This window comes from Acetobacterium sp., assembly GCF_039830195.1.
In the GTDB taxonomy this organism is placed as follows: Bacteria; Bacillota; Clostridia; order Eubacteriales; family Eubacteriaceae; genus Acetobacterium.
Window position 1 is genome coordinate 230,907 of record NZ_JBDODG010000006.1, and the last position, 21,120, is coordinate 252,026.

Sequence of the window (21,120 nt, forward strand, 5' to 3'; positions counted from 1 at the left end):
ATTTTTTCACGACCCTTTCACCCAAAAAAAACGCAGACCCACAATAAAGTGGTCTGCGTTTTTAATCGTTATTTTAGCGTGATCAGGACAAACCGATGATTTCGCCGTCTTCGGTAATATCCATACCATTGGCAGCCGGCACCTTGGGTAGGCCCGGCATGGTCATAATGGCACCGGTGATTACCACCACAAATCCAGCTCCGGCTGATAAACGCACTTCTTTGACATGGATATTGAAATCCTGAGGGGCGCCCAGCAGGGTCTGATCATCAGAGAAAGAATATTGGGTTTTGGCCATACACACTGGCAGGTGATCAAAGCCCAGGGCAACAATCTCTTCCAGTTGTTTTTTTGCTTCGGGCTCATATTCAACCCCATCCGCGCGGTAGATTTCTTTGGCAATGGTTTCGATTTTCTGCTCAATCGGCAGTTCCAGCGAGTAGAGCGGTTGATATTGTGATTCACCCATATCACAAAGTTTGACCACTTCGTGGGCCAGTTCTTCGCCGCCTTTGCCGCCCTGAGAAAAGACATCAGAAAGGATTACTTTGACATTTTTATTTTCACAGGCTTTTTTAACCGCAGCAAATTCTGCTTCGGTATCCGTCGGGAATTTATTCAGGGCCACGACCACGGGCACCTTGAATTTTTGCAGGTTTTCGAGATGCTGGATCAGGTTGGCACTGCCTGATTCTACCGCGGCCACGTTTTCGGTTGACAGTTCGGTTTTAACCACCCCGCCGTTCATTTTTAAAGCCCGGACGGTGGCCACAATAACCACGGCATTGGGTTTAAGCTCAGCATAACGACATTTGATATCAAAGAATTTTTCAGCACCCAGATCAGCACCAAAACCGGCTTCGGTAACCACATAATCGGCCAGTTTCAAGGCCGTTCGAGTAGCCAGCACCGAGTTACAGCCGTGGGCGATATTGGCAAAAGGACCGCCATGGATAAAGGCTGGGGTATTTTCCAGGGTCTGAACCAGATTCGGTTTGATGGCATCTTTAAGCAACAGGGCCATGGCGCCGGTGGCTTCCAGATCAGCGGCGGTTACCGCTTTGCCTTCGGTGTTATAAGCGACGATCATCCGGCCCAATCGTTCTTTGAGATCGGTGAGACTGGAGGCCAGACAGAGAATCGCCATAATTTCTGAAGCGACGGTGATGTCATAGCCGGTTTCCCGTTCAACCCCATTGGCCCGGCTACCCTGACCGACGGTGATCATCCGCAGGGCCCGGTCATTCATGTCGACAACTCGGCGCCAGACAATCCGATCCAAATCAATGTTTAACAGATTTCCCTGGTGGAGGTGATTATCCAGCAGTGCCGCCAGCAAACTATGGGCCGCGGTAATAGCGTGGAAGTCGCCGGTAAAGTGCAGATTGATATCATCCATCGGGACGACCTGAGCGTAGCCGCCGCCGGCGGCGCCACCCTTGACTCCAAAACATGGTCCCAGTGAGGGTTCTCTTAAGGTGGTAATGGTTTTTTTGCCGATATAATTCAGAGCCATGGATAGACCCACGTTGGTGGTGGTTTTTCCTTCGCCGGCCGGGGTTGGGTTAATGGCAGTGACCAGAATCAGCTTGCCATCTGGTTTGTCCTGGTTGTCTTTCAATACCGATAAGGACACCTTGGCTTTATGATTGCCATAAAGTTCCAGCTCATCTCCGGTAATCCCCAATTTTTCGGCCACCTGTGCAATCGGTTGCATTTTTGCTTCCTGTGCGATCTGTACATCTGTTTTCATCTTGTCTTTCTCCTTTTCAAAATAATTTCGTTATTCTCTGAGTCTCTTTTTCAAATCTGAGCCAACACGCTGCGGTTAATTATTTACACAATCCTGTGCACATGTATATACAGATTTTCCATAGGTTACCATCTTTTATACTCTGTGTCAATATTTTTCTATGTTGGGACAATTTATTATCTTTACTTGTTTGATATTTCTCAAACAAAGTTCTATGATAGAAATATTTTGTTATAATTTTAACGTTCATCCCTGGTATTTTCGTGTATATCGGTTGTTTTTTTACACTTTCTCATTTTTTACAAATATTGGCGCATATTTTATGCAAACGTCTAAAAAAAGCCCTGAACAGCGTTGCTGCTCAGGACTCCTTAAAACAAATTCGTAAAATTGATATTTTTATCGTTCTGTTTTTGTTGCTTTTTTCACCACTACATCAGTAATTGCTAATATTTTTTTTTGAAACCGGTCTTTTTCTCGCGCAATTTATAAAATCTACCATCAAGCTACTGTTTTTTTTTATAAAAATAAATTTTCTACTGTGGTTTTTTTACTCATTTCGGGAATGATCACTACTCACGATATCATTTATGCCAGCCCGACCAGTTTTCCGCCAATTGGTATCCAGAGGGTACACAGAACAATAAACGCCAGTTGCAACCAAACCGTTGCCTTGGGCATATCCGTCATCTTGTAGTAGCCGGCAGTATAGGTAATCAACGGAATAGTATCAATCGGGAACAGATAACAATTACCGGCACATAATCCCAGGGTAATGATCAATAAGGCCGGATTAATACCCGTGGTCGCCGCCAGGCTGACAATAACCGGCGTCAGCACGCCAATCAGAGCCGGCGCCACCGGAACTACCAGCATAATGACAAAGCTCATGGCCGAGACAAATAATACCCCTTCCATGGTTGAAATGGAAAGACTTGTTGGTAGAACATGGGTTACAAACCATTCGCTGACACCATTGACGACAATCGTGTTAGCTAAACAGAGCACCGTACCAATCAGAACGAAAGAAGTCCAACTGACTGCTTTCATGTAGCGGTCCCAGGTCAACACCTTGATGCCTGGCAGAAAAAACAACGAACACCCCAATAGGGCTACGACAGTAACCTCAATGCCGGACACAAATGAGCTGAGGATCCAGAAAAACATCATCCCTGCTGCTATCGTAATAACCTTCCACTCAGTTTTGGTAATTTTTTCTTTAACCACGATGGTGGTCAGGTAACCCTGAATTTCCGCCTGATCAATTTCTGCCGGCGGATATATTTTCATCAACACAAACCAGGATACTGGCAGCATCAGCACCACAATCGGAATCGCACAAACCATCCATTGGATAAAGGTAATCTGAACGCCTGCCAAATTCTGTAGCAAACCAATGGTTAAGATATTAATTCCGCTACCGGCCGGGGTCATAACGCCGCCCAGCATGATCGCAACCGGAATCCCAATCATCAGGGGTCTGGCGGTTTTCTGACGATCAGCTTCATTTTTGAATAGTTTCAGAAAACTTGCCCCAATGCCCATAAAAACAACCACCGTGGGAACATCCGTGACGACGGACGATACCAGCCCACCGGCAACCATGATCGCCAGAATACAGGTCTTGACATCTTTGCCAAACTTTTCGAGCAGGACATGAAGAATCCGTTGCACAATCGGCGTCGATGTCACCGCTTCAGCCAGACCAAAAGACGCCAGGACAAAGAATAACATTGTGTTGCTGAACCCGACCAATCCGGTTGCCAGATTTTTAGTGACCCCCAGGAGCGGCAACAACGCCAGACTCAGGAAGCAGATAACTCCCACCGGCAGTGCTTCGGTAATCAGCATGATCAAAAAGAAAATTAAAAGTCCAATGGTAATAAAGCCGATATCCGTCAACCCCTCGGGAATTGGTAGCAGGAAAACGGCAACAAGCACTCCGACACTCATGAGCATTCCAAACAACTGCTTTTTGTTCATAATCCACCTCAAGTTTTTATCATCATGATAAAAGAACAGAAAGCCGATTCAGTTTCGAAAAGACTTCCTCCCTTTTAACCTAAACCCTGAGCCCGCCTGATATTCATTCCCGGTGGGTTCAGGGTTTTTCCTGTCTTAGAACAATTTCGCTGACATCTTGTCGATTTCTTTATTGATGGTTTCATAAACACCCGGGAATGAATCAATTGGTAAACCTGAGGTCTGTGATGGAATAAAATACAGTTTGCCATTTTCCTGACAGGTTTTTTCAACGTATTCAGCCACGATTTCCGGGGTCCAGTCCGGGAAATCCACCAGGCCGCTGTGAATGCCGCCCATAAAGGTAATTTTATCGCCGTATTGCTTGATCAATTCGGGAATGTTATTGGTGTTCATAACCCCCTGCCAGATATCAATACCCATTTCAATCATTGATGGCACCAGATTGGCGGCATAGCTGTCGCTGTGATGGACGATCAGTTCAACGCCGTTTTCTTTATAGTAGCCATAGATTTTCTTGTAAGCCGGTTCAAAGAACTCTTTGAACATCGCCGGTGAAATAAAAGAGTTGATCTGGCTGCCCCAATCATCATGATGGAAAACTGCATCGGGATGAAGATGCTTGACAAACTCTTTGGCCAGCCGCAGTTCAAAATCAACCAGGTAGTCAATCAGGGCATGCATTTCTTCCGGCTCTTCATAATAAGCCATTAGTGCTTCTTCCATGCTCATCAGATAATGAACGTGTTCAAACAGCCCCGGAGCAACAAAAACGGTGACATACTGATCATTCCGGTCAACCGCATTGGCTTCAGCAACGGCAGTGGCCCAGGCTTCATCGGGATAGTCCAGCTTGGGGGCTTTAACGTAGTCCCTCCATTTGGTAATATCTTTGATCACAATGTGCTCTTCGTCATGGACCGGGAATGAACCCAACTGTCCTTCCGGCCAACTCAGGGTAACCCCCCATTCATTGACGATCGTGCCGCCGACTGGTGGTTTTAAACGGCTGATCGGAGTTTTCATCATTAACGCAAACGCTTCATATTGTTTGACAAAGCGATCCGGATTGCCACCCTTCATCACTTCGATTAAATTCTGTCTTTTTGTTAACATTTTTCTCTCCTTTTTACGCTGTTGCCAGTTCTTTAGCTTTAACTGCCGCACTGCCGGCATCCGGAGCGTAGCCGTCAGCACCAACTTCCGCCGCGTATTCTGGGGTTACCGGTGCGCCGCCAACAATGACCTTCAGATCGGGGTAAGCCGCTTTAATGGTTTGAACCGCTTCTTTTAAGGCGGGCATGGTGGTGGTCAACAGCCCGGAACAGGCCACCAGCTTGACATTGGTGTTATCTTTAACGGCCTGGACAAAGGTGTCGGCTGGAACATCAACACCGAGGTCAACCATATCAAAACCGGCACTTTCAATCATCATCGAAACCAGATTTTTACCGATATCATGGAGATCGCCAGCCACCGTTCCGATGACACAGGTACCCAAAGAGGCGGATCCGTCGCCGGCCATCAGTGGTTTTAAGACTTCCACGCCTTTAGACATCGCTTTGGCAGCAATCAGCATTTCCGGTACAAAAATTTCGCCGGAGGAGAATTTATCTCCAACCACGCCCATGGAATCAACCATCGCCTGCAGAATTTCGCCTGGTGCGCTGCCGGCATCCAAGGCTTCCTGTACCAGTCCGGGGACCAGTTTTGACTTTCCTGCTTCAACCTTTGCTTTTACTTCTTCTATTTTTGACATGATTTTTCTCCTTTTATTTATCTTTTATGAATTCAGCATTTTGTCCCGGAGCGGTGTGTGTGCAGCGCTCCGGTTCAACATAAGATTTATTCCAATGGTGCTTGTTTTCGTTCGGCGACTTCTTTACTTATTTCAGCCATTCTTTTTGGTGTTAAGGTATATAATCCAAACATTAACACTAAACCGATAACCATAATGATGGCCGGATATAAAGCGATCCCATTTTTGATCGCCTGTACCAGTTCTGGAGTTGCGGCCATATCAGCGACGTAACCAACTGAACCAAGAACGGCGGCAATGATGACCGAACGGACAAAGACAGATATTTTAATCGGGAAACTGATCAGTGACATAATGAATCCACGGGCATTTTTGCCGGTTTTCCATTCGCCGTAATCAACTGTTGCCGAGTACATGGCAACACCCAGTGAGTCAGGTAAACCATAACCAATGTAAGCAACAAACATAATAATTTTGAAAGCAGTGGCTTCAAGTGGCATAAACCATACCAGCAGCAAGCCGATAACTAACAAACTGAGGGCCAGCATGTAGGTTGTTTTTTCACCCAGTCGCTTGGCAATCGGGGCCGCAATCATGGCGGCAAAGAAGCTGGAAATTGTTAATCCGGTCATGAACAGTGCCAGTCCGGGTAAATCGTTGATGACATATTTAAAGTAGTAGAACGCCATTCCGAAAATAATGAATCGGCCCAAATATCGGCCCAGTTCCACCAGCATCAAACCAATCAATGGCGGGTTGACCACAATCTGCTTGAGCATTTCGCCAACTGACATCTTTTCGGCGGGTTTTCCGGCCTGCGCTTCGCTGCCGTTTTGAGCATAATCTTTGGTAATGACATAATAAATAATGTTACAAGTGATCATGATACCGCCAGTGATAGCGGCCATAATGGTATAACCTAAAACCGGGCTACCAACGCCGGCACCAATAGCGGCAATGGCTTTTACGCCAAAGTAAGAAAATACCAGGGCGCCTGCGGCATTGAACATCCCCCGGTTACTGGCCATGGAGATTCGTTCTTCCCGGACCGTGGTCAGGGCGTTGTTCATCGAAATATGGGCGGCATAAAAGGTATTCCAGACCAAATGACTGACAACAAAACCGATAAAGATAATAATAGCACTTATCTCTGCTGCTCCGCCAATTTGTGAAAACTGGAGAATATAAAAGAGGGCCGCAACGGGTGGACCAACCAGTAGCCATGAACGGTATTTACCCCATTTCATGTTGCTTTTTTCTAAAATGACCCCGGCGGTAGGTACTGCCAAAATATCAGCAATACTGGTGGCCAGTAAGATGGTGCTTACCAATGCCAGCGGTATTTTGGCGAAATCGGTAAGGAAAGCTGCGAAAAACATAACTTCGATATTGACCATGGTCTGAAATCCAAATGATGGCAATCCGTAAAGATTAATGGCAGACTTTTTTAATGGTTTGTTCATAATTCTTTCTCCTTCTTAGTTTAATACTTAATAACAAGATAACAATGACAATTCCTTCTTCATGACTGTCTGCAGCGATGCATGAACAGTCAGTCCCCCTATTCCAACAATCAACTTCGGTTTAATTTATCCAGTCGTACCTGTTCCCGCTTTATTTTGCACCGTGCTTTCAGTTTTGGGTGCAATCCTTTCCATAACGCCTTTCTTCATTATTAAAACTTCCCGGGGCGGCACTAAAGATTTTCTGAATTCTTGGTATTCTCGTAAATCGTAAATAAAATTGTAATTACTATTGCTTTTTCAAGATCATTGTACTCGTATTCAATAAGCCTGTCAATGGTTTTTCTAGTAAAATTTAGTATTTGGTCTATTTTTTGCTAGTGTGTACTCGTTTACTTTTGATCTTTATCTATTTATTTGGACTTTTTTTGTTATCTGTCGGATTTTGAATTCGAATCTACGATTATGCAATAACGAGTAGGTTATTATTTTTTGCTTTTCATTTACAAAATAAGTCGCTGGCTGCTTTTATCATCAAATCCCCCTGAGTTAGGGGACTTGATGATTCTATTTTTATATTCCCTAAAAAACGCCGACTAAACCTCTTTTATATTTCTTTTCCCGAAACGCCAATGATTGCCGCCAGCCCCGTCAGTCAGTCCGAATCATCGGGCGATGGTAAATCTGCTATACTTTCTCCGCTTTTTAGCATAAAATTATAGCTATTAAAGCGCAAGCAAAAAGATCACAGGTGAAAAGATGACGAGTCAACCCGAAATAAAACTATCCGTTCGCAATCTGGTGGAGTTTATGCTCCGCTCCGGCAATATCGATTCCCAGTTTATCAGCAACGCCAGCGCCCTGGAAGGAACCCGGGCTCACCAGAAGGTTCAGAAAGACAATCAGGACAAGGGCTATACCCCTGAGGTGTCACTAAAATACAGCTTCACCTATGAAGGTTTCAGCTTCCGGATCGAAGGCCGGGCCGACGGCATCATCGCCGGCGCTACCGGGATTATTGTCGACGAGATCAAGTCTACCAACCGGCTTCTGGAACACATCGACGCGGACTACAGCGAAACCCATTGGGCCCAGGCCAAATGCTACGCCTTTATTTACGCCGTCCAGCATGAGCTGCCGGAAATCAGCGTTCAGCTGACCTATTTTCAGCTGGACAGCGCTGAGCTCAAGCAGTTTCTAAAAGTCTTCAGCCAGGCCGAACTGACCACCTTCTTTTTTGATCTGATCGATCAGTACCTGGTCTGGGCCCGTCTGACCAGCGACTGGGTGGCAAAACGAAATGCTGCCATCCGGGCCCTGACTTTTCCCTTTGCGAGCTATCGCCGGGGCCAGCGGGAACTGGCAGTGGCGGTTTATAAAACCATTGCCGAGCAGCAAAAGCTGTTTGTTCAGGCCCCCACCGGGATCGGCAAAACGATGTCGACCCTGTTTCCCGCCATTAAATCGATGGCCGAAGGACATACGGCCAAAATTTTTTATCTGACCGCCAAAACCATTGTCCGGGAGGTGGCCGAGGAAGCCTTTGCCAAAATGGCCGATCAGGGGCTGGCTTTTAAAAGCATCACCCTCACCGCCAAGGATAAAATCTGTTTTCAGACCGAAACCATCTGCGATCCCGATCACTGCGAGTACGCCCGGGGTCATTTTGACCGGGTCAACGGCGCTATTCTTGATCTGCTGGAGCAGGAGCATCGCCTGACCCGGCCGCTCATTGAAGACTATGCCCACAAGCATCAGGTCTGCCCCTTTGAATTTTCCCTGGATTTAACGCTCTGGTGTGACTGCGTGATCTGTGATTACAACTATGTCTTTGATCCCCGGGTTTACCTCAAGCGCTTTTTTATCGATAACGGCGGCGACTACACCTTTCTGATTGACGAGGCCCACAATCTGGTGGACCGGGCCCGGTCGATGTTTTCAGCCGAGCTTTATAAAAAACCGTTCCTGGAACTGCGGCGCCTGTTTAAGGATAGCGATCCCGGCATTGCCAAGGCGCTGGGGAAACTCAATACCCATATGATCGGGCTGCGAAAACTGGCTGAGAGCAGCCAGCATTATCGCCAGCCGGAGGCGCCCACCGATTTCTTGCCACTGCTGCTGAAGTTGATTAATCTGGCTGAAGCCTGGCTGGTCAAAAACGAGGGCCACGATTCCCACGAAGCACTGCTGGAACTGTATTTCAACGCCCTGACCTTTATGCGCACCGCCGAGTTTTATGATGACCGCTTTCTGACCTATGTGGAAAACAGCAACGGCGATACCAAAATAAAGCTCTTTTGTCTGGACCCCTCCCACCTGCTTAGCGAAGCCATCAAGCGCGGCCGGGCGGCGATCTTTTTTTCCGCCACGCTGTCGCCGCTGGACTATTTTGCCGAAATTCTCGGCGGCGACCCTGACAGCTATAAGATCAGCCTGCCCTCGCCCTTTGATGTCAAAAACCGGGAACTGCTGATCGCCGATACCATCTCCACCACCTTCCGGAACCGCGAAAAAACCTACCCCGTCATTGCCGACCGGATCAAAACCGTGCTGGCCCAGCAGCCGGGCAACTATCTGGTTTATTTTCCCTCCTATAAGTATCTGAACGCGGTGTTTGAGATTTTTAGCACCAGCTACCCGGAGGTCGTCACCATCCGGCAGGCTCCGGAAATGAACGAGGACGACCGGGAGCTGTTCCTGGGCCAGTTCCGACCGGCACCCGGAGCTGCCCCCGCCGGGATGCTGGGCTTTGCGGTGCTGGGCGGGATCTTTTCGGAAGGCGTGGACTTAAAGCACGAGGGCCTGATCGGTGCCATTATTGTCGGGGTCGGGCTGCCCCAGATCTGTTTTGAGCGCGACATCATCCGCGATTATTTTAATCAGAAAAACCACGCCGGCTATGAATATGCCTACCTCTACCCCGGCATGAACAAGGTCCTCCAGGCCGCCGGACGGGTGATTAGGACCGAAACCGACCGCGGCGTGATCGTCCTGATCGATGAGCGCTTCAGCAGCCCCAGCTATCGCCAGCTGTTTCCCCAGGAGTGGTTTCCCCATCGCCGGATCCGGAATGCCGCCGAACTGGAAAAAGCCTTGCAGGATTTCTGGGCGATGGCTGAACCTCCAAATTGACGAAAAAAAGACAGCAGCTGTCGCACTACGACAGCTGCTGTCTTTTGATGGCTATTTTTCGCATCCGGCTTTATTCCCTATCTTTCATATCTTTCCTTGCTTTCGACAAACCATTTGGGTTCTTCATAATAGAGACAGACTTCCTTATTCTGAATCCGACAGGTGTAGCGAATTCCCTGTCCGCCGACCTTCAGGGAGACCCCCGGGCGCATATCCAGAACCCGGTCGATGTCAAAAACCCGACCGTCCTCCCATAACACCTGGAGCGGAATAATTCTGCCATCTTCTTCAAATTTTGCAATCACCTGGACAAATTTTTTTATCGCCATTCTCTAACACCTCCTTTAAAAATAACCAATCGGATGGATAACATGATCTTTTTTAGGATCCAGTCCGCTCATCGAATCGCCGATGGTGACCGCTCGCCGTAGGGCCAGATTGCCAAAGCGTTTGCGCAAATCATCGACCGTCTCATCAAGCCGGGCCTGGCGGACCCGGAGTTCTTCATTGCCGAACAGATCCAGTTGAATCGGGGTTGAGTCCGGCACCAGATCGGTGACCCGCACCCCCATCGAGCGGATATCCGAGCTGAAATCATAATTTTTTTCAAACAGTGCGATGGCCGCTTCGGCGATTTCCCGGGTCAGATCCGAGGGTTTGGCCAGTTTTTGCTGCCGGGTGAAGCTGTGCAGTTCTTTGTTGCGCACATGAATGGCCACGGTCAGGCAATAGCAGCCAGTTTCCCGTAACCGCATCGCCACGCTTTCGGTCAGCATATAGATGATCAGCTTGACATCCTTCAGGTCTTTTAAATCCCGGGGCGTGGTGATGCTGTTGCCGATGCTTTTGAGGATCCGTTCGTTGCCGTTATAATGCTCGTCAAAGGATTTGACCGGGCTGTCATCGAGGCCATTGGCAAAGCGCCATAACACCGCCCCCATTTTGCCAAACTGGAGGACCAGAAAATCCAGGGATGTTTCGGCCAATTGGCCAATCGTCGCGATGCCGTATTTGAGCAGCTTTTTCTTGGTGGCCGGGCCGACATAGAGCAGATCGCCAACCTCCTGGGGCCAGACGATTTTCTGGTAATTATCCCGGGTGATCACGGTGATGGCGTTGGGTTTTTGATAGTCTGAGCCAAACTTGGCAAAGATCTTGTTCCAGGAAACCCCGATCGACACGGTAATCCCCAGCTCGTCCTGAATATTCTGGCTGATTTTTTCGGCGATGGCCAAACCGCTGCCGTGAATCCGGGCACTGGCGGTGACGTCGAGCCAGGCTTCATCGAGGCCGAAGGACTCCACCTGATCGGAATAACGGTTGTAGATTTTGCGGGCCAGCCGGGAAAAGCGCAGATACAATTGATAATTGGGGGGCATCACCACCAGCCCGGGACATTTTCCCCGGGCCTGCCATAACGCTTCCCCGGTTTTAACGCCGGCTTCCTTGGCTTTCTGGTTTTTGGCCAGAATAATGCCATGGCGTTTCTCGGGATTGCCGCCGACTGCCACCGGAAAATCTCTAATCTCCGGATGATAGAGACATTCCACATTGGCATAAAAGCTGTTGATATCTGAGTGTAAAATAATCCGTTCCATGGCTCACCTGCTTAATCCAGTTCGATAGTTTTAGTACATATGTTCTATCACTATTCTATACCCATCGCTGCTCTTTGTCAATGGCTAAAATTATTTGGCGCACCGATTTGAGCTTGTTTGGCCGGGCTGAGCCGTTCCTTTGACAAATTTAAAAAGCCCTGAAACGACTGCTATGGCTGCGTTTCAGGGCTTTTGTAAATTAACCGGACAGTTTCTTTTTTATATGAAACAATTGTTCTTTCAAACCTCGCAGACCTGCCCCAATTAGTCGCAGAAACCGACATCAAAACAAATCTTGTTCGCTTTTGTGGATTCCGCAATTCACCTGATTCGCTCAATCTGTTTTACCGTAACCCGCTTTTTTTAGCTGTAGGTGGCATAATACTCGGCTTCGGCCTGCTGGGCTTTCTGGTTGCCGACACCGCAGCGGTGGTTCAGCAGCGAACAGTTTTTACCGCAGCCGCCGCAGCGCAGTTGGGACATAAATTCGCTGAGGCTGGGAACATCGGGTTCGGGTTCGGTGACCACCGGTTCTGTGGCGGCCGGGGTTGTTTCGACTATCGCCGGGGTTTCGACTGGTGCCGCCGCGGCCACGGTGACTGACTCGGTCTCCGTGGTGGGTTCGGCGGTGCTACTGGCGGTTTCGCTGGTCGTTACCGCGGTGCTGGCGGTATCGCTGGTGACGCTTTCGCTTTCACCGGCGGCGGCATTATTCTTGACCACAATGGCCGGGGGAATTTCGGCCTGGGCGGCCATCACCTGTTCATAGCTGCGGAAGGTATTGACCCCCACCCCATAGACGATCAGTAAGGCGGCGGCGGCAAAGACCCCACCCACCAGAACGGCCGTGGCCAGCGGCAGGGTGGCGGCCACCCCCATCATCATCAGCAGTGGCGCACAGGGCGATGCCCCATAGGCCAGGCCGGCTGAAAACAGCGGCAGCAGCCCTTTGGCCCCCTGGGCGTCTGTGATACGATTCTTTTTTTCACCGCCACAGCCGGAACAGCTGTGGGCCGTTTTTTTGTAATCCCGCAACCATTTTCCGATCAGCACCAGGCCCAGGGCAATCATTGCCAGCTCCATCAGCTGACCCAGGTTGACCCCGCCAACATCACCGGCAGCATCAATAAACTGACTGCCAACCAGCGCCGCCAGGCTGCATAACAGCACCACGGCGATGACCTTGCCGATAAAAAAACTGAAAAAAGCCAGCAGCGATTTTTTCATCCCCCCGGCATGGGTGATGATATAGCTGGACAAAAAGACGCTGACCGCCGGACTGCAGCAGGTGCCGCAGCCCAGCCCCACCGACAGGGCCGTGGCCAGAACCGGGAGCAGTAATGTCAGGCCCATGGTCAGGCCCGCCCGCTGGCAATCAGGGCAGCGCCAATGGCCCCGTTAAACTGGGGGTGTCTGGCCACATAGACGTCCCGCATCATCTCTTCTTCAAAGGCTTTATGGACCCCGATATTCAGGGCACCGCCGCCGGTCATCAGGATATCCCCGCCTTTTTCGGCTTTTTTCATCATCTTGATGATCCGTTTGGCCATCGATAAATGCATCCCGGCCAGAATATCCCGGCGGTCATATTTCCGGGCCACCAGCGACACCACTTCCGACTGGGCAAACACCACACAGGTACTGTTAATATCACAGGGCGCCTTGCTTTCCAGCGACAGCGGGCCGACCTGATCAATGGTGGTTTCCAGAATCTGGGCAATGACTTCCATAAATTTGCCGGTGCCGGCGGCGCACTTATCGTTCATGGTAAAGTTTTTAACGGCGTAATGAGGGTCCAGATAAATAATTTTACTGTCCTGGCCGCCGATATCAATAATCATCCCCGGCCGGTAATCCGGCGGCGCGGTTAAGCGCACCCCATAGGCATGGGCGGTAATTTCGGAAATATCGTCATCGGCAATATCAAAAACCTTGCGGCTGTAACCGGTGGCCATGGTATAGCGCACCTGAGCGCGGTTAATCCCCCGGCGGCGACACATTTTTTCAATCAGGGCACTGGCCGCGGCATTGTTGTCAATCCCGGTGTTGGTGACCATCGCATCCACCACCTGATTCTGGCAAATCAACGCCGCCTTGGTATAGGTTGAGCCGCCGTCGAGTCCGGCATAATAATTTTTGTTCATGTTATTCTCCTGTTTTCTAGTATCTTTCAAAACCTAACCCAGTAACGACAATTGTTACATCATGTTGTACGCATCGGAGCGGACACGGCAAAGCCTGTCCGATTCCGCAGCGAACAACAGATTAACAATTGGTCGGTACGGCAGTTAAGAGTCAGCCTGCTATTTCTGGTTTTTTCAGTTTCATAATCCGGGTTTCCAGATCTTTCAGTTTGATTAGCTCAATAAAGGCTTCAATCCGGATCCGCAATTGTTCAATATCTTCTTCGTTGTAATCACTTTCGACCCGGATCACCGGGACGCCCAGTTTGCCCAACTCATCTTCCAGCGTCTGGTATTCAAAATCATAGACCAGACAGCCCCGCAGCACGTGATAAACCACCCCCTGAACCTGGTGGTCGGCAATCATCTGTTTGATCCGGTAGATCCGCTGACTGTTGTCGACAAAGGTCGGACAGGTGCAGGGCCGGGTGTAACGATTGGCCAGCGACCGCATCAGGCCGTCAAAGCTCTGGTCCACCACGACGGTGGGATCGTAAAGCGAACGCTCACCCATACAGGTTTCGTCGCCCACCAGAATGCCCCCGGTTTCTTCAATCAGTAGGGGTATTTTGATATTGGGGAAAATAATCGGTGAGCCGGTGATCATAATCCGGGGCTGTTTGTCTTTGCTGACGTAGTGCTGATCTTTTTTACGGCGGGCCAGCTCCTGATTAAGGATATGCAGCTGCTGACTCCACTGCACCACCGGCAGGTAAGAAAAAGCATTCATCAGCGCCATGGCGTGGGTCCCTTTGATTAAGGCCGGAACATGTTTTTTATACTCATTAAACTTTGACATCTGATACTGGGCAAAGCCCATGGCATCAATGCTCTCTGCCAGGCTTTGGTAGGTAATCGTCTGGCCGGTGACCGCCTCCAGTTCGGGAATCAGCTGATAGAGTTCCTGGACGTACTGCTCCATATCGCTATCATCACTTTTGGCGGTGGGCACATGGAGGGCGTAGGTCGGTACCCGTTCCTTTAACATCCCGGCCATTTTCTTTTTACAGTCGCAGGTAATTGGCACCACCATCAGGGCACAGTCATCATAAATCGGCATCACTTCCATGGCCTGAAAACCCATCACCGCTTTGATCAGCGGGCAGGCATCCCGGGGCACCAGATCATCGCCAATGGCAAAGGCGGTATAATTGCCGCTGCAGAGTTTCACCGGCTGGGCCCCGACGGCGTAGATCAGCTCATCGGGAACCATCACACAATAGGTGCCAACGATTTTGGTATCGGCCGGTTTGGCGACATTTTTCATCTCCACGTAGATGTCGCTGAGGACCTGAAAAAAGGGCTGCATGGCCACCGGGGCGCCGGGTAATTCCTCCAGCCGCCGCAGATATTTGGCGGACACCTTGGTGGCTTTGTCGATAAAGCGCTGACGTTGCCGTTCGGCCATGGTGGTCGGCGGGTTACTGTGATGGTCGTCGCGCTTATTTTCAATGACGTGTTTATCTTCCTGATTATTTCTTTTATTATTGATTAGACTCATTTTTTTCTCTTTTCCTGATCAAGCGTTTTAACCGCTTTTCGGTTTTTTTATGACCCGACATAAAGGTCTTGCGGGAGGCCTGGTAAAATTTTACCCCGCCGAAGCTCATCGCCAGGGCCTTGTTTTCCGGACATTTATCAATACATTCGCCGCACATGATACAGTCGGCGGTGGTGACATCACGTTTTTCCCGTTCGGTATAAATGGTTTTAATTCCCATCGGACAGGCTTCGTAGCAGGCCCCGCATTCGGTACAGGCCTGACAGTCTTTTTTGATGCGAAACAACGAGATCCGATGACCGAGGCCGATGAGGTAGCCCAGCGGACAGATGTTGCAGAAGAAACGGCGTTTGAAAAAGCTGCCGATGATCACCACAATCATAAAGAAGCCGCTTAAAAACAGCGATACCTTAAATCCTGCCAGAGCCGGCGAAACCGTGATGGCCGGGCAGATATTGCAGAAGTTGCCGCCGACAAAGCTGAGCCCCAGAAATAACAGCAGCAGCGTCCATTTGATCGGTTTTAAGCGGCTATAGAGTTTTTCATTTAAGGACAGTCCTTCAATTTTCAGACCCTGCCGGGTTTCGTGGGTGAGATCCTGAATCAGCCCCATCGGGCACAGGAAACCGCAGATAAAGCGGCCCAGCACCACGATCGAGAGCAGCAGCGAGCCCAAAAAGATGCCGATTTTCGACCAGCTCATCCCCACCAGCGAGTTTAAATGGGCCAGCGTATAACAGCTGCTGTCAATCAGCTGATCCTGATTGATGGGACAGGCAAAAATCGGCAGTTCGATATTGCCAAACCCCTGCCCCAGCCATTTGACCCCGTAGATCAGGGCGAAAAAGCTGATCACCATGATCAACCAGCGCATCGTCATAAAGCCGAATTTGCGCTGGCCCTTAACGGTGCCTCCCGGCTTCAGGCTGATCCGTTCGGCGGCAAAGCGGCCCATCACCGGATCATTGCGGACAATCCGGCGCCGCAGCCACAGGCACAGCACAATGCCGATGACCGCGAGCAGCAGGATGATCAGCACCGGGGTGATGGCATAGCCGCTGTCGTCGCTCCCGAACGCGTAAAAGACCAGGTTGCCGGCAAACAATGACAGCAGCATCAGCACCCCGCAAATGGCGAGCACCGTCGGGGTGAATATTTTTCTTGAATTGATTTTTAACTTGTGACAGATTTTTTTCATACGGCTCTTTTTTCCTCACGATAACGACGATGCGCCAGCATTTCCATAAAGGCTTCCATCCGAATTCTTAATTGCTCCACATCCTGATACTGATAGTCGGTTTCCAGCCGGAAGACCGGGATCGTGGCGGTTCCAAACAGCTGTTCAAAACGTTCCAGTTCAAAATCATATTCAATCTGGCCTTTCAACACATGGAAAACCACCCCTTCAATCCCGCCCTGTTCCAGATGCCAGCGGGCACTCTGAAAGAGCATCTCATTCTGGGCGTAGGCGGCTGAGCAGTCATAGCGGTAATGGGTCTCGATGATGGCGGTAAAGGGATCCCGCTTGCTGGCTTTGTGGCGGGTGCTGCTGGCGTATATTTTTTGGCTGCTGCTGTCCAGGGTAGCCCCGATCGTAAGGCCAATGTCGCCGATCAGAAAGGGAATCTTATAATTGGGCAACACCACCGGTGAGCCCATCAATAAAACTTTGGGCTTGCTTGTGGCGGCCGTCGTTATCACCTGGCGGTTGGCCAGCAGTTCCAGATTCAGTTTGCGCAGCTGGCCGCACCAGCTTTTGAGATCGGTGGTGTAATAATAAGAATTAAGCACCGCCATCCGCAAGGCGCCGGAGATCAGGCCGTCCTTTTGGCGACAGACCTGAATAAAATCGCGCATCAGTTTCCGGGCCGTTTCGACCAGTTGGGTGGCCTGGATGAGGTTCTTTTTCGACAGCCGCCGCCCGGTATGGTCCGCCAGTTTTTCGGCCAGCTGCTCCATCTGATCCCGCCATTTAAGCCCGGCCAGGGGATCGCTTTTGTCCGGGGGAATATCCACGGTGACCACTTTTTTCCCGGCCGCCCGCAGCAGATAGGCTATTTTTCGACTGCTGTCACAGGTGATCGGGACGATAATCAGGGCGGCTGCGCCCAGATCAAAGTGATCATTTTGCAAAAATCCCAGCATCGAGCGGCTGACCGGATCGGTGTCCCGGGGGACTAAATCGTCGGACCAGGCCACCGTCCCGAGGCTGCCGCCGAGAATCCAAAAGGGTTTGGCGCCGGCGGCATAAATCAGTTCTTCGGGAATACTGCTGCCCAGCACCATCACCTGGGGCTGGCGCTTTTTCATATTGTCCGCTTTAAAATAGAGATAGGTTGTATTTAAAAAATAGCGGATCGCTTCGATCTGGCTGCTTTCATTAAACAAGGTTCTCAGGGTGTCCATGTATTCACTTTCATAGCTACTGGCCGGTTTGCTGTTGGGCTGATTGACCGTCATCGTCTTACCTCCTAAAGTCATTTCTTAGATTTTATATCCAAATTGTAACAGGATAGTTTGTGGGATGGTTGAAGCTTATCTGAAGATTAGGTGAAGACGGGCATTTTCGGCGTAAAAAAAACAGCGGCTTGAAACCACTGTTTGGGAAAAGTGGGGGCGTTTAAGCGTTCCGGGCGGCAAAACAATCGCCGCGATCCTGATTTTATTGATCGCGCTGATAAAGCAAACAGCGGTCGCTGAATCCGGCCGGCGGGATGCCCAGGCCCTGATTCAGGCGGGCCCAATAATTGACACTGGCAATGGTACTGGCCAACATCACGATTTCGGCTTCGCTAAATGCCGTGGTCAGATTTTTGATGAACTGCGCCGACAGGTCCGGCGGCGTGCTTGACAGACTGATGGCATACTCTAGCGCCAGCAATTCCCGCAGGCTGAAGCTATCAACCGACTGGACCGCCCGGCGCCCCTGTAAAACAGCCAGTTCGTCGTCGCTGATGCCATTCTTGACGATCCCGACGGCGTTCATATCAATACAGAATGTACAGGAGCAGATCAGCGAGGCCTGCAGCCGGACCAGATTGAGCAACCGCCGTTCTTGCTCGGTCTGCCCTTTTGCGGTCATCATCTCCAACACCCCGGACCCGATCGCCGCGCGGGGATACCAGGTTAACAGCCGTGCCGGCAGCAGGTCTTTGCCGGTTTCTTTTTTAGCAATAAACAAGCCGATCCGCAGCAGTAAGGGGATTTTTTTCGGTGGTTTAATATACGTTTCCGGCTGGTTTAGAGCACGGCGCTGGTCAATTTTGTGGGCTTTTTTCATGGCGCACCTCCGCTTATTTTTATATTGACTGTATACCGTTATTTTAACGATTTAAACGGTGCGCCTGGACCGGCGCTGGCGAGAAAGTGCCACGGCCATCGCGTCTGGGGTTAATGTCTTTTTTGAGCAAAGAACGCTGGCACCTTGCCTCTGGTCACAGACCTGCGGCTGTCGAAACCGCGGCGCTTCCACCCTCACCTTTTGCCGCCAAGAAGCTCAGATAGGCCGCTTCACCAATCGGTCGCGAATAATAATAGCCCTGCAGATGGGTGACCCCCTGGCTACTGAGATAGTCGGCCATTTCCTTGGTCTCCACCCCTTCGGCGACGATGTTGACGCCGAGCTGCCTGAGCATCCAGATGACGCTTTCCAGAATGGCCGTCGCTTTGGGGTTTTCTTCCTCAAAACAGGGCCAGATCAGGCTCTTATCGAGCTTGACCAGATCATAAACCACCTCGGCCATCCGCGACAGATTGGAGTAGCCAGTGCCGAAATCATCCATCGAAAAGCTGCAGCCCGCATTGCGCAGCCGCTGCATGTTGACCTGGAGCATTTCCCCCGACTCGACCAGCGCCGTTTCGGTGATTTCAAGGTTGATGAAATCCGGGGGAATCTGGTATTTTTTCATAATCGCCGTCAATTGCCCGGGCAGATCGGGATGCACGCACTGAATCCCCGAGAGGTTGACCTCAATGTATGCAATGCCCTTTTCCTGAAGCTGTTGCTGCCGGGCAAAGGCGCAGACTTTTTCAAAGACAATTTCCCCCAGCTCGATGATCAAGCCCTTCTTTTCAGCAATTGGTATGAATTCCTCCGGCGAAACAAAGCCAATGATATCAGTGTCCGCAAGCCTTACCAGGGCCTCGGCCGAGAGAAACTGGCCGGCGCTGGCATGATAAATCGGCTGGTAGACAATCTCGAAACCACCGGTTTCGATGGCTTTGCGGACCAGTGCTTCGATGGTGTTCGTGCGCTGTTTGCGGGCGATGATATCGGCATCGAGAAAATAGCAATTGGTCTCGGCGGTGGCCTCGTTGTGGGCTGCCATGTAGTTCATCATCTCGTAGATTTCATCACAGTTTTCCTGATCCCGGTAAACCTCGGTGCAGATCACATCAATATGGGCCTTGATGGCCACCGTAAAGTGGTCAAAAACAACCGGCTCCGCAATCATCCGGGATAACGCTTCGAGCGGTTCTGTCAGACAGCTCAACGGCAGTTCGGTGAGATAGGTCATCACATTGCTCCGGGTATGGTAAACACTGGACAAAAAGCCGTGCTTGGCCATGTGCTTTTGCTGCTGGCGGCCGATTTTTCGCCGGGCTGCCCCGCACGGTTCCTGCAGCAGCGGGATTTGTGACATGGTTGTGTTCATTTTCGCGCCGACCACCGCCAGCACCTGGTTGGTGTTGTCGTGGCCCATCATCGTCTGAATCCGGCTCAGATCGTCGAGCACCACGCTGATCAGAACCAGCGACTTACCAGCTTCTTTTTTTTCCTCCAGCATCAGGTGAAAGGCCCGTTTATTGAAGCTATTTGTGGCCTCGTCATTATACTCCTTGGGATTTTCAAAAGACAGATAGATAAACAGAATCATCAGCGTCACTGCTACGCTAGACAGCAACAGCCCGAGGTTAAAAAACTGGATCATCGATGAGGCCATCAGCAGGACAATCCCAGCCCGGATGGCCAGCAGGTTTTCTTTGGCGATGGTATTTTTGAGGCGGAAGGTGCTCCGGATAATCAACAGGCAGTAAAAGATAACGGTCACTTGAAAAGCGATCGCCATCGAGCCACTGGCATAAATCTGGCTGTCGTCATAGTAGTAGTTCAAATCGCCGTAGCCAATCAGCAGCAGGGCCAGCCCAAAAGGCAGCATCCGCTTAGCCAGTTTTTTAAACTTGACCCGCTTCTGCTGGTTTCCGAGGATTTCGACATACCAGTAAAGGGCCACCACCACCAGAATCAGGGTGAGATAGAAGACCTGATTACAAAACCGGCTGACTGGCGGCGTAACCGTCTCGGTATGAACGATGGCATAGATTTTAAGGATGTTAAACACCAGATTCACGGCGGTGCAATACAGCATCACCGAAAAACATTTATTGGAGAGTAAGGGCAGTTTTTTATTTCTCAGGTAATCGACGAAAATAACCCCAAAAAAAAGGATATTGACGATCAATAACCGGGTATCAAGCAATAACATGGGTTATCCTCCTCGTGTTTGCTTCGCATATTTCAGCTTCCAGCTTTTTATTTTATCTGATCAGCCAATGCTTTTCAATGCCAATCTCAAAAACAGCCGAAAAAGATGCCGCGGACGCACCTAAAAAAGACCAAAAATTAATTTTCCTGGCCTTTTTTGTTTATTTAATTTTTACTTAGCCGGCAGGCCGGACGCAGAAAAGCCGGAGACCAGGCTCCGGCTTTCTATTATGGGTTTGATAGGGGTGGATGAAGGGGCTAAA

The 21,120-nt window shown here is 50.1% G+C and carries 15 protein-coding genes; 1 reads left to right on the forward strand and 14 read right to left on the reverse strand.

From position 1 onward, the window contains the following. Positions 1–82 precede the first annotated feature (82 nt). From ABGU93_RS02270 to ABGU93_RS02290, 5 genes are all read right to left on the reverse strand, one after another. Positions 83–1,753 carry a formate--tetrahydrofolate ligase gene (locus ABGU93_RS02270; RefSeq protein WP_347411884.1) on the reverse strand — a complete coding sequence of 557 codons (1,671 nt, stop codon included), beginning with the start codon at positions 1,751–1,753 and terminating at the stop codon, positions 83–85. A gap of 588 nt (positions 1,754–2,341) precedes the next feature. Further along, on the reverse strand, positions 2,342–3,736 hold the full coding sequence (locus ABGU93_RS02275; protein WP_347411885.1) for an SLC13 family permease: 1,395 nt from the start codon (positions 3,734–3,736) through the stop codon (positions 2,342–2,344). A gap of 135 nt (positions 3,737–3,871) precedes the next feature. Continuing rightward, positions 3,872–4,852: a uroporphyrinogen decarboxylase family protein gene (locus ABGU93_RS02280; RefSeq protein ID WP_347411886.1), complete on the reverse strand. Its 981-nt coding sequence runs from the start codon at positions 4,850–4,852 to the stop codon at positions 3,872–3,874. A 13-nt stretch (positions 4,853–4,865) separates the two neighbouring features. Continuing rightward, positions 4,866–5,495: a corrinoid protein gene (locus ABGU93_RS02285; protein ID WP_347411887.1), complete on the reverse strand. Its 630-nt coding sequence runs from the start codon at positions 5,493–5,495 to the stop codon at positions 4,866–4,868. 86 nt (positions 5,496–5,581) lie between these two features. Then, entirely contained in the window at positions 5,582–6,958 is a 1,377-nt protein-coding gene (locus ABGU93_RS02290) for a glycoside-pentoside-hexuronide (GPH):cation symporter (protein ID WP_347411888.1), read from the reverse strand. A 759-nt stretch (positions 6,959–7,717) separates the two neighbouring features. On the opposite strand from ABGU93_RS02290, the gene ABGU93_RS02295 reads away from it, so the two are divergent. Next, entirely contained in the window at positions 7,718–10,090 is a 2,373-nt protein-coding gene (locus tag ABGU93_RS02295; RefSeq protein ID WP_347411889.1) for an ATP-dependent DNA helicase, read from the forward strand. Between the two features lie 77 nt (positions 10,091–10,167). Here ABGU93_RS02295 and ABGU93_RS02300 read toward each other — a convergent pair whose 3' ends face one another. The 9 genes from ABGU93_RS02300 to ABGU93_RS02340 all read right to left on the reverse strand — a co-directional run bounded on the left by ABGU93_RS02300 (position 10,168) and on the right by ABGU93_RS02340 (position 20,858). After that, entirely contained in the window at positions 10,168–10,419 is a 252-nt protein-coding gene (locus tag ABGU93_RS02300; RefSeq protein ID WP_347411890.1) for a hypothetical protein, read from the reverse strand. 15 nt (positions 10,420–10,434) lie between these two features. After that, complete coding sequence (gene dinB, locus ABGU93_RS02305) at positions 10,435–11,688, reverse strand: DNA polymerase IV (RefSeq protein ID WP_347411891.1); 1,254 nt, start codon at positions 11,686–11,688, stop codon at positions 10,435–10,437. A gap of 363 nt (positions 11,689–12,051) precedes the next feature. Next, a complete protein-coding gene (locus ABGU93_RS02310) occupies positions 12,052–13,041 on the reverse strand; it encodes a hypothetical protein (protein WP_347411892.1) in 990 nt (329 codons plus the stop codon). Between the two features lie 2 nt (positions 13,042–13,043). After that, positions 13,044–13,832, reverse strand: a complete 789-nt coding sequence (locus tag ABGU93_RS02315; RefSeq protein ID WP_347411893.1) for an acyl-CoA dehydratase activase — start codon at positions 13,830–13,832, stop codon at positions 13,044–13,046. Between the two features lie 151 nt (positions 13,833–13,983). Beyond that, positions 13,984–15,372, reverse strand: coding sequence for a 2-hydroxyacyl-CoA dehydratase family protein (locus tag ABGU93_RS02320; RefSeq protein ID WP_347411894.1), 1,389 nt, complete (start codon positions 15,370–15,372; stop codon positions 13,984–13,986). Next, positions 15,356–16,570 carry a 4Fe-4S binding protein gene (locus ABGU93_RS02325; RefSeq protein ID WP_347411895.1) on the reverse strand — a complete coding sequence of 405 codons (1,215 nt, stop codon included), beginning with the start codon at positions 16,568–16,570 and terminating at the stop codon, positions 15,356–15,358. Before ABGU93_RS02325 ends, ABGU93_RS02320 begins: the two co-directional genes overlap by 17 nt. Then, positions 16,567–17,832: a 2-hydroxyacyl-CoA dehydratase family protein gene (locus ABGU93_RS02330; protein WP_347411896.1), complete on the reverse strand. Its 1,266-nt coding sequence runs from the start codon at positions 17,830–17,832 to the stop codon at positions 16,567–16,569. The genes ABGU93_RS02325 and ABGU93_RS02330 overlap by 4 nt, the downstream gene beginning before the upstream one ends. A gap of 202 nt (positions 17,833–18,034) precedes the next feature. Further along, positions 18,035–18,652 carry a carboxymuconolactone decarboxylase family protein gene (locus ABGU93_RS02335; RefSeq protein WP_347411897.1) on the reverse strand — a complete coding sequence of 206 codons (618 nt, stop codon included), beginning with the start codon at positions 18,650–18,652 and terminating at the stop codon, positions 18,035–18,037. A gap of 154 nt (positions 18,653–18,806) precedes the next feature. Further along, positions 18,807–20,858, reverse strand: coding sequence for an EAL domain-containing protein (locus tag ABGU93_RS02340; RefSeq protein ID WP_347411898.1), 2,052 nt, complete (start codon positions 20,856–20,858; stop codon positions 18,807–18,809). Between the last annotated feature and the right edge of the window lie 262 nt (positions 20,859–21,120).

Bases quoted from the DNA above. Each gene is read 5' to 3' on its own strand.
- ABGU93_RS02340 (WP_347411898.1), bottom strand. From the start codon at position 20,858: ATGTTATTGCTTGATACCCGGTTATTGATCGTCAATATCCTTTTTTTT.
- ABGU93_RS02295 (WP_347411889.1), top strand. From the start codon at position 7,718: ATGACGAGTCAACCCGAAATAAAACTATCCGTTCGCAATCTGGTGGAG.
- ABGU93_RS02320 (WP_347411894.1), bottom strand. From the start codon at position 15,372: ATGAGTCTAATCAATAATAAAAGAAATAATCAGGAAGATAAACACGTC.
- ABGU93_RS02280 (WP_347411886.1), bottom strand. From the start codon at position 4,852: ATGTTAACAAAAAGACAGAATTTAATCGAAGTGATGAAGGGTGGCAAT.
- ABGU93_RS02275 (WP_347411885.1), bottom strand. From the start codon at position 3,736: ATGAACAAAAAGCAGTTGTTTGGAATGCTCATGAGTGTCGGAGTGCTT.
- dinB (WP_347411891.1), bottom strand. From the start codon at position 11,688: ATGGAACGGATTATTTTACACTCAGATATCAACAGCTTTTATGCCAAT.
- ABGU93_RS02330 (WP_347411896.1), bottom strand. From the start codon at position 17,832: ATGACGGTCAATCAGCCCAACAGCAAACCGGCCAGTAGCTATGAAAGT.
- ABGU93_RS02310 (WP_347411892.1), bottom strand. From the start codon at position 13,041: ATGGGCCTGACATTACTGCTCCCGGTTCTGGCCACGGCCCTGTCGGTG.
- ABGU93_RS02325 (WP_347411895.1), bottom strand. From the start codon at position 16,570: ATGAAAAAAATCTGTCACAAGTTAAAAATCAATTCAAGAAAAATATTC.
- ABGU93_RS02315 (WP_347411893.1), bottom strand. From the start codon at position 13,832: ATGAACAAAAATTATTATGCCGGACTCGACGGCGGCTCAACCTATACC.
- ABGU93_RS02290 (WP_347411888.1), bottom strand. From the start codon at position 6,958: ATGAACAAACCATTAAAAAAGTCTGCCATTAATCTTTACGGATTGCCA.
- ABGU93_RS02300 (WP_347411890.1), bottom strand. From the start codon at position 10,419: ATGGCGATAAAAAAATTTGTCCAGGTGATTGCAAAATTTGAAGAAGAT.
- ABGU93_RS02270 (WP_347411884.1), bottom strand. From the start codon at position 1,753: ATGAAAACAGATGTACAGATCGCACAGGAAGCAAAAATGCAACCGATT.
- ABGU93_RS02335 (WP_347411897.1), bottom strand. From the start codon at position 18,652: ATGAAAAAAGCCCACAAAATTGACCAGCGCCGTGCTCTAAACCAGCCG.
- ABGU93_RS02285 (WP_347411887.1), bottom strand. From the start codon at position 5,495: ATGTCAAAAATAGAAGAAGTAAAAGCAAAGGTTGAAGCAGGAAAGTCA.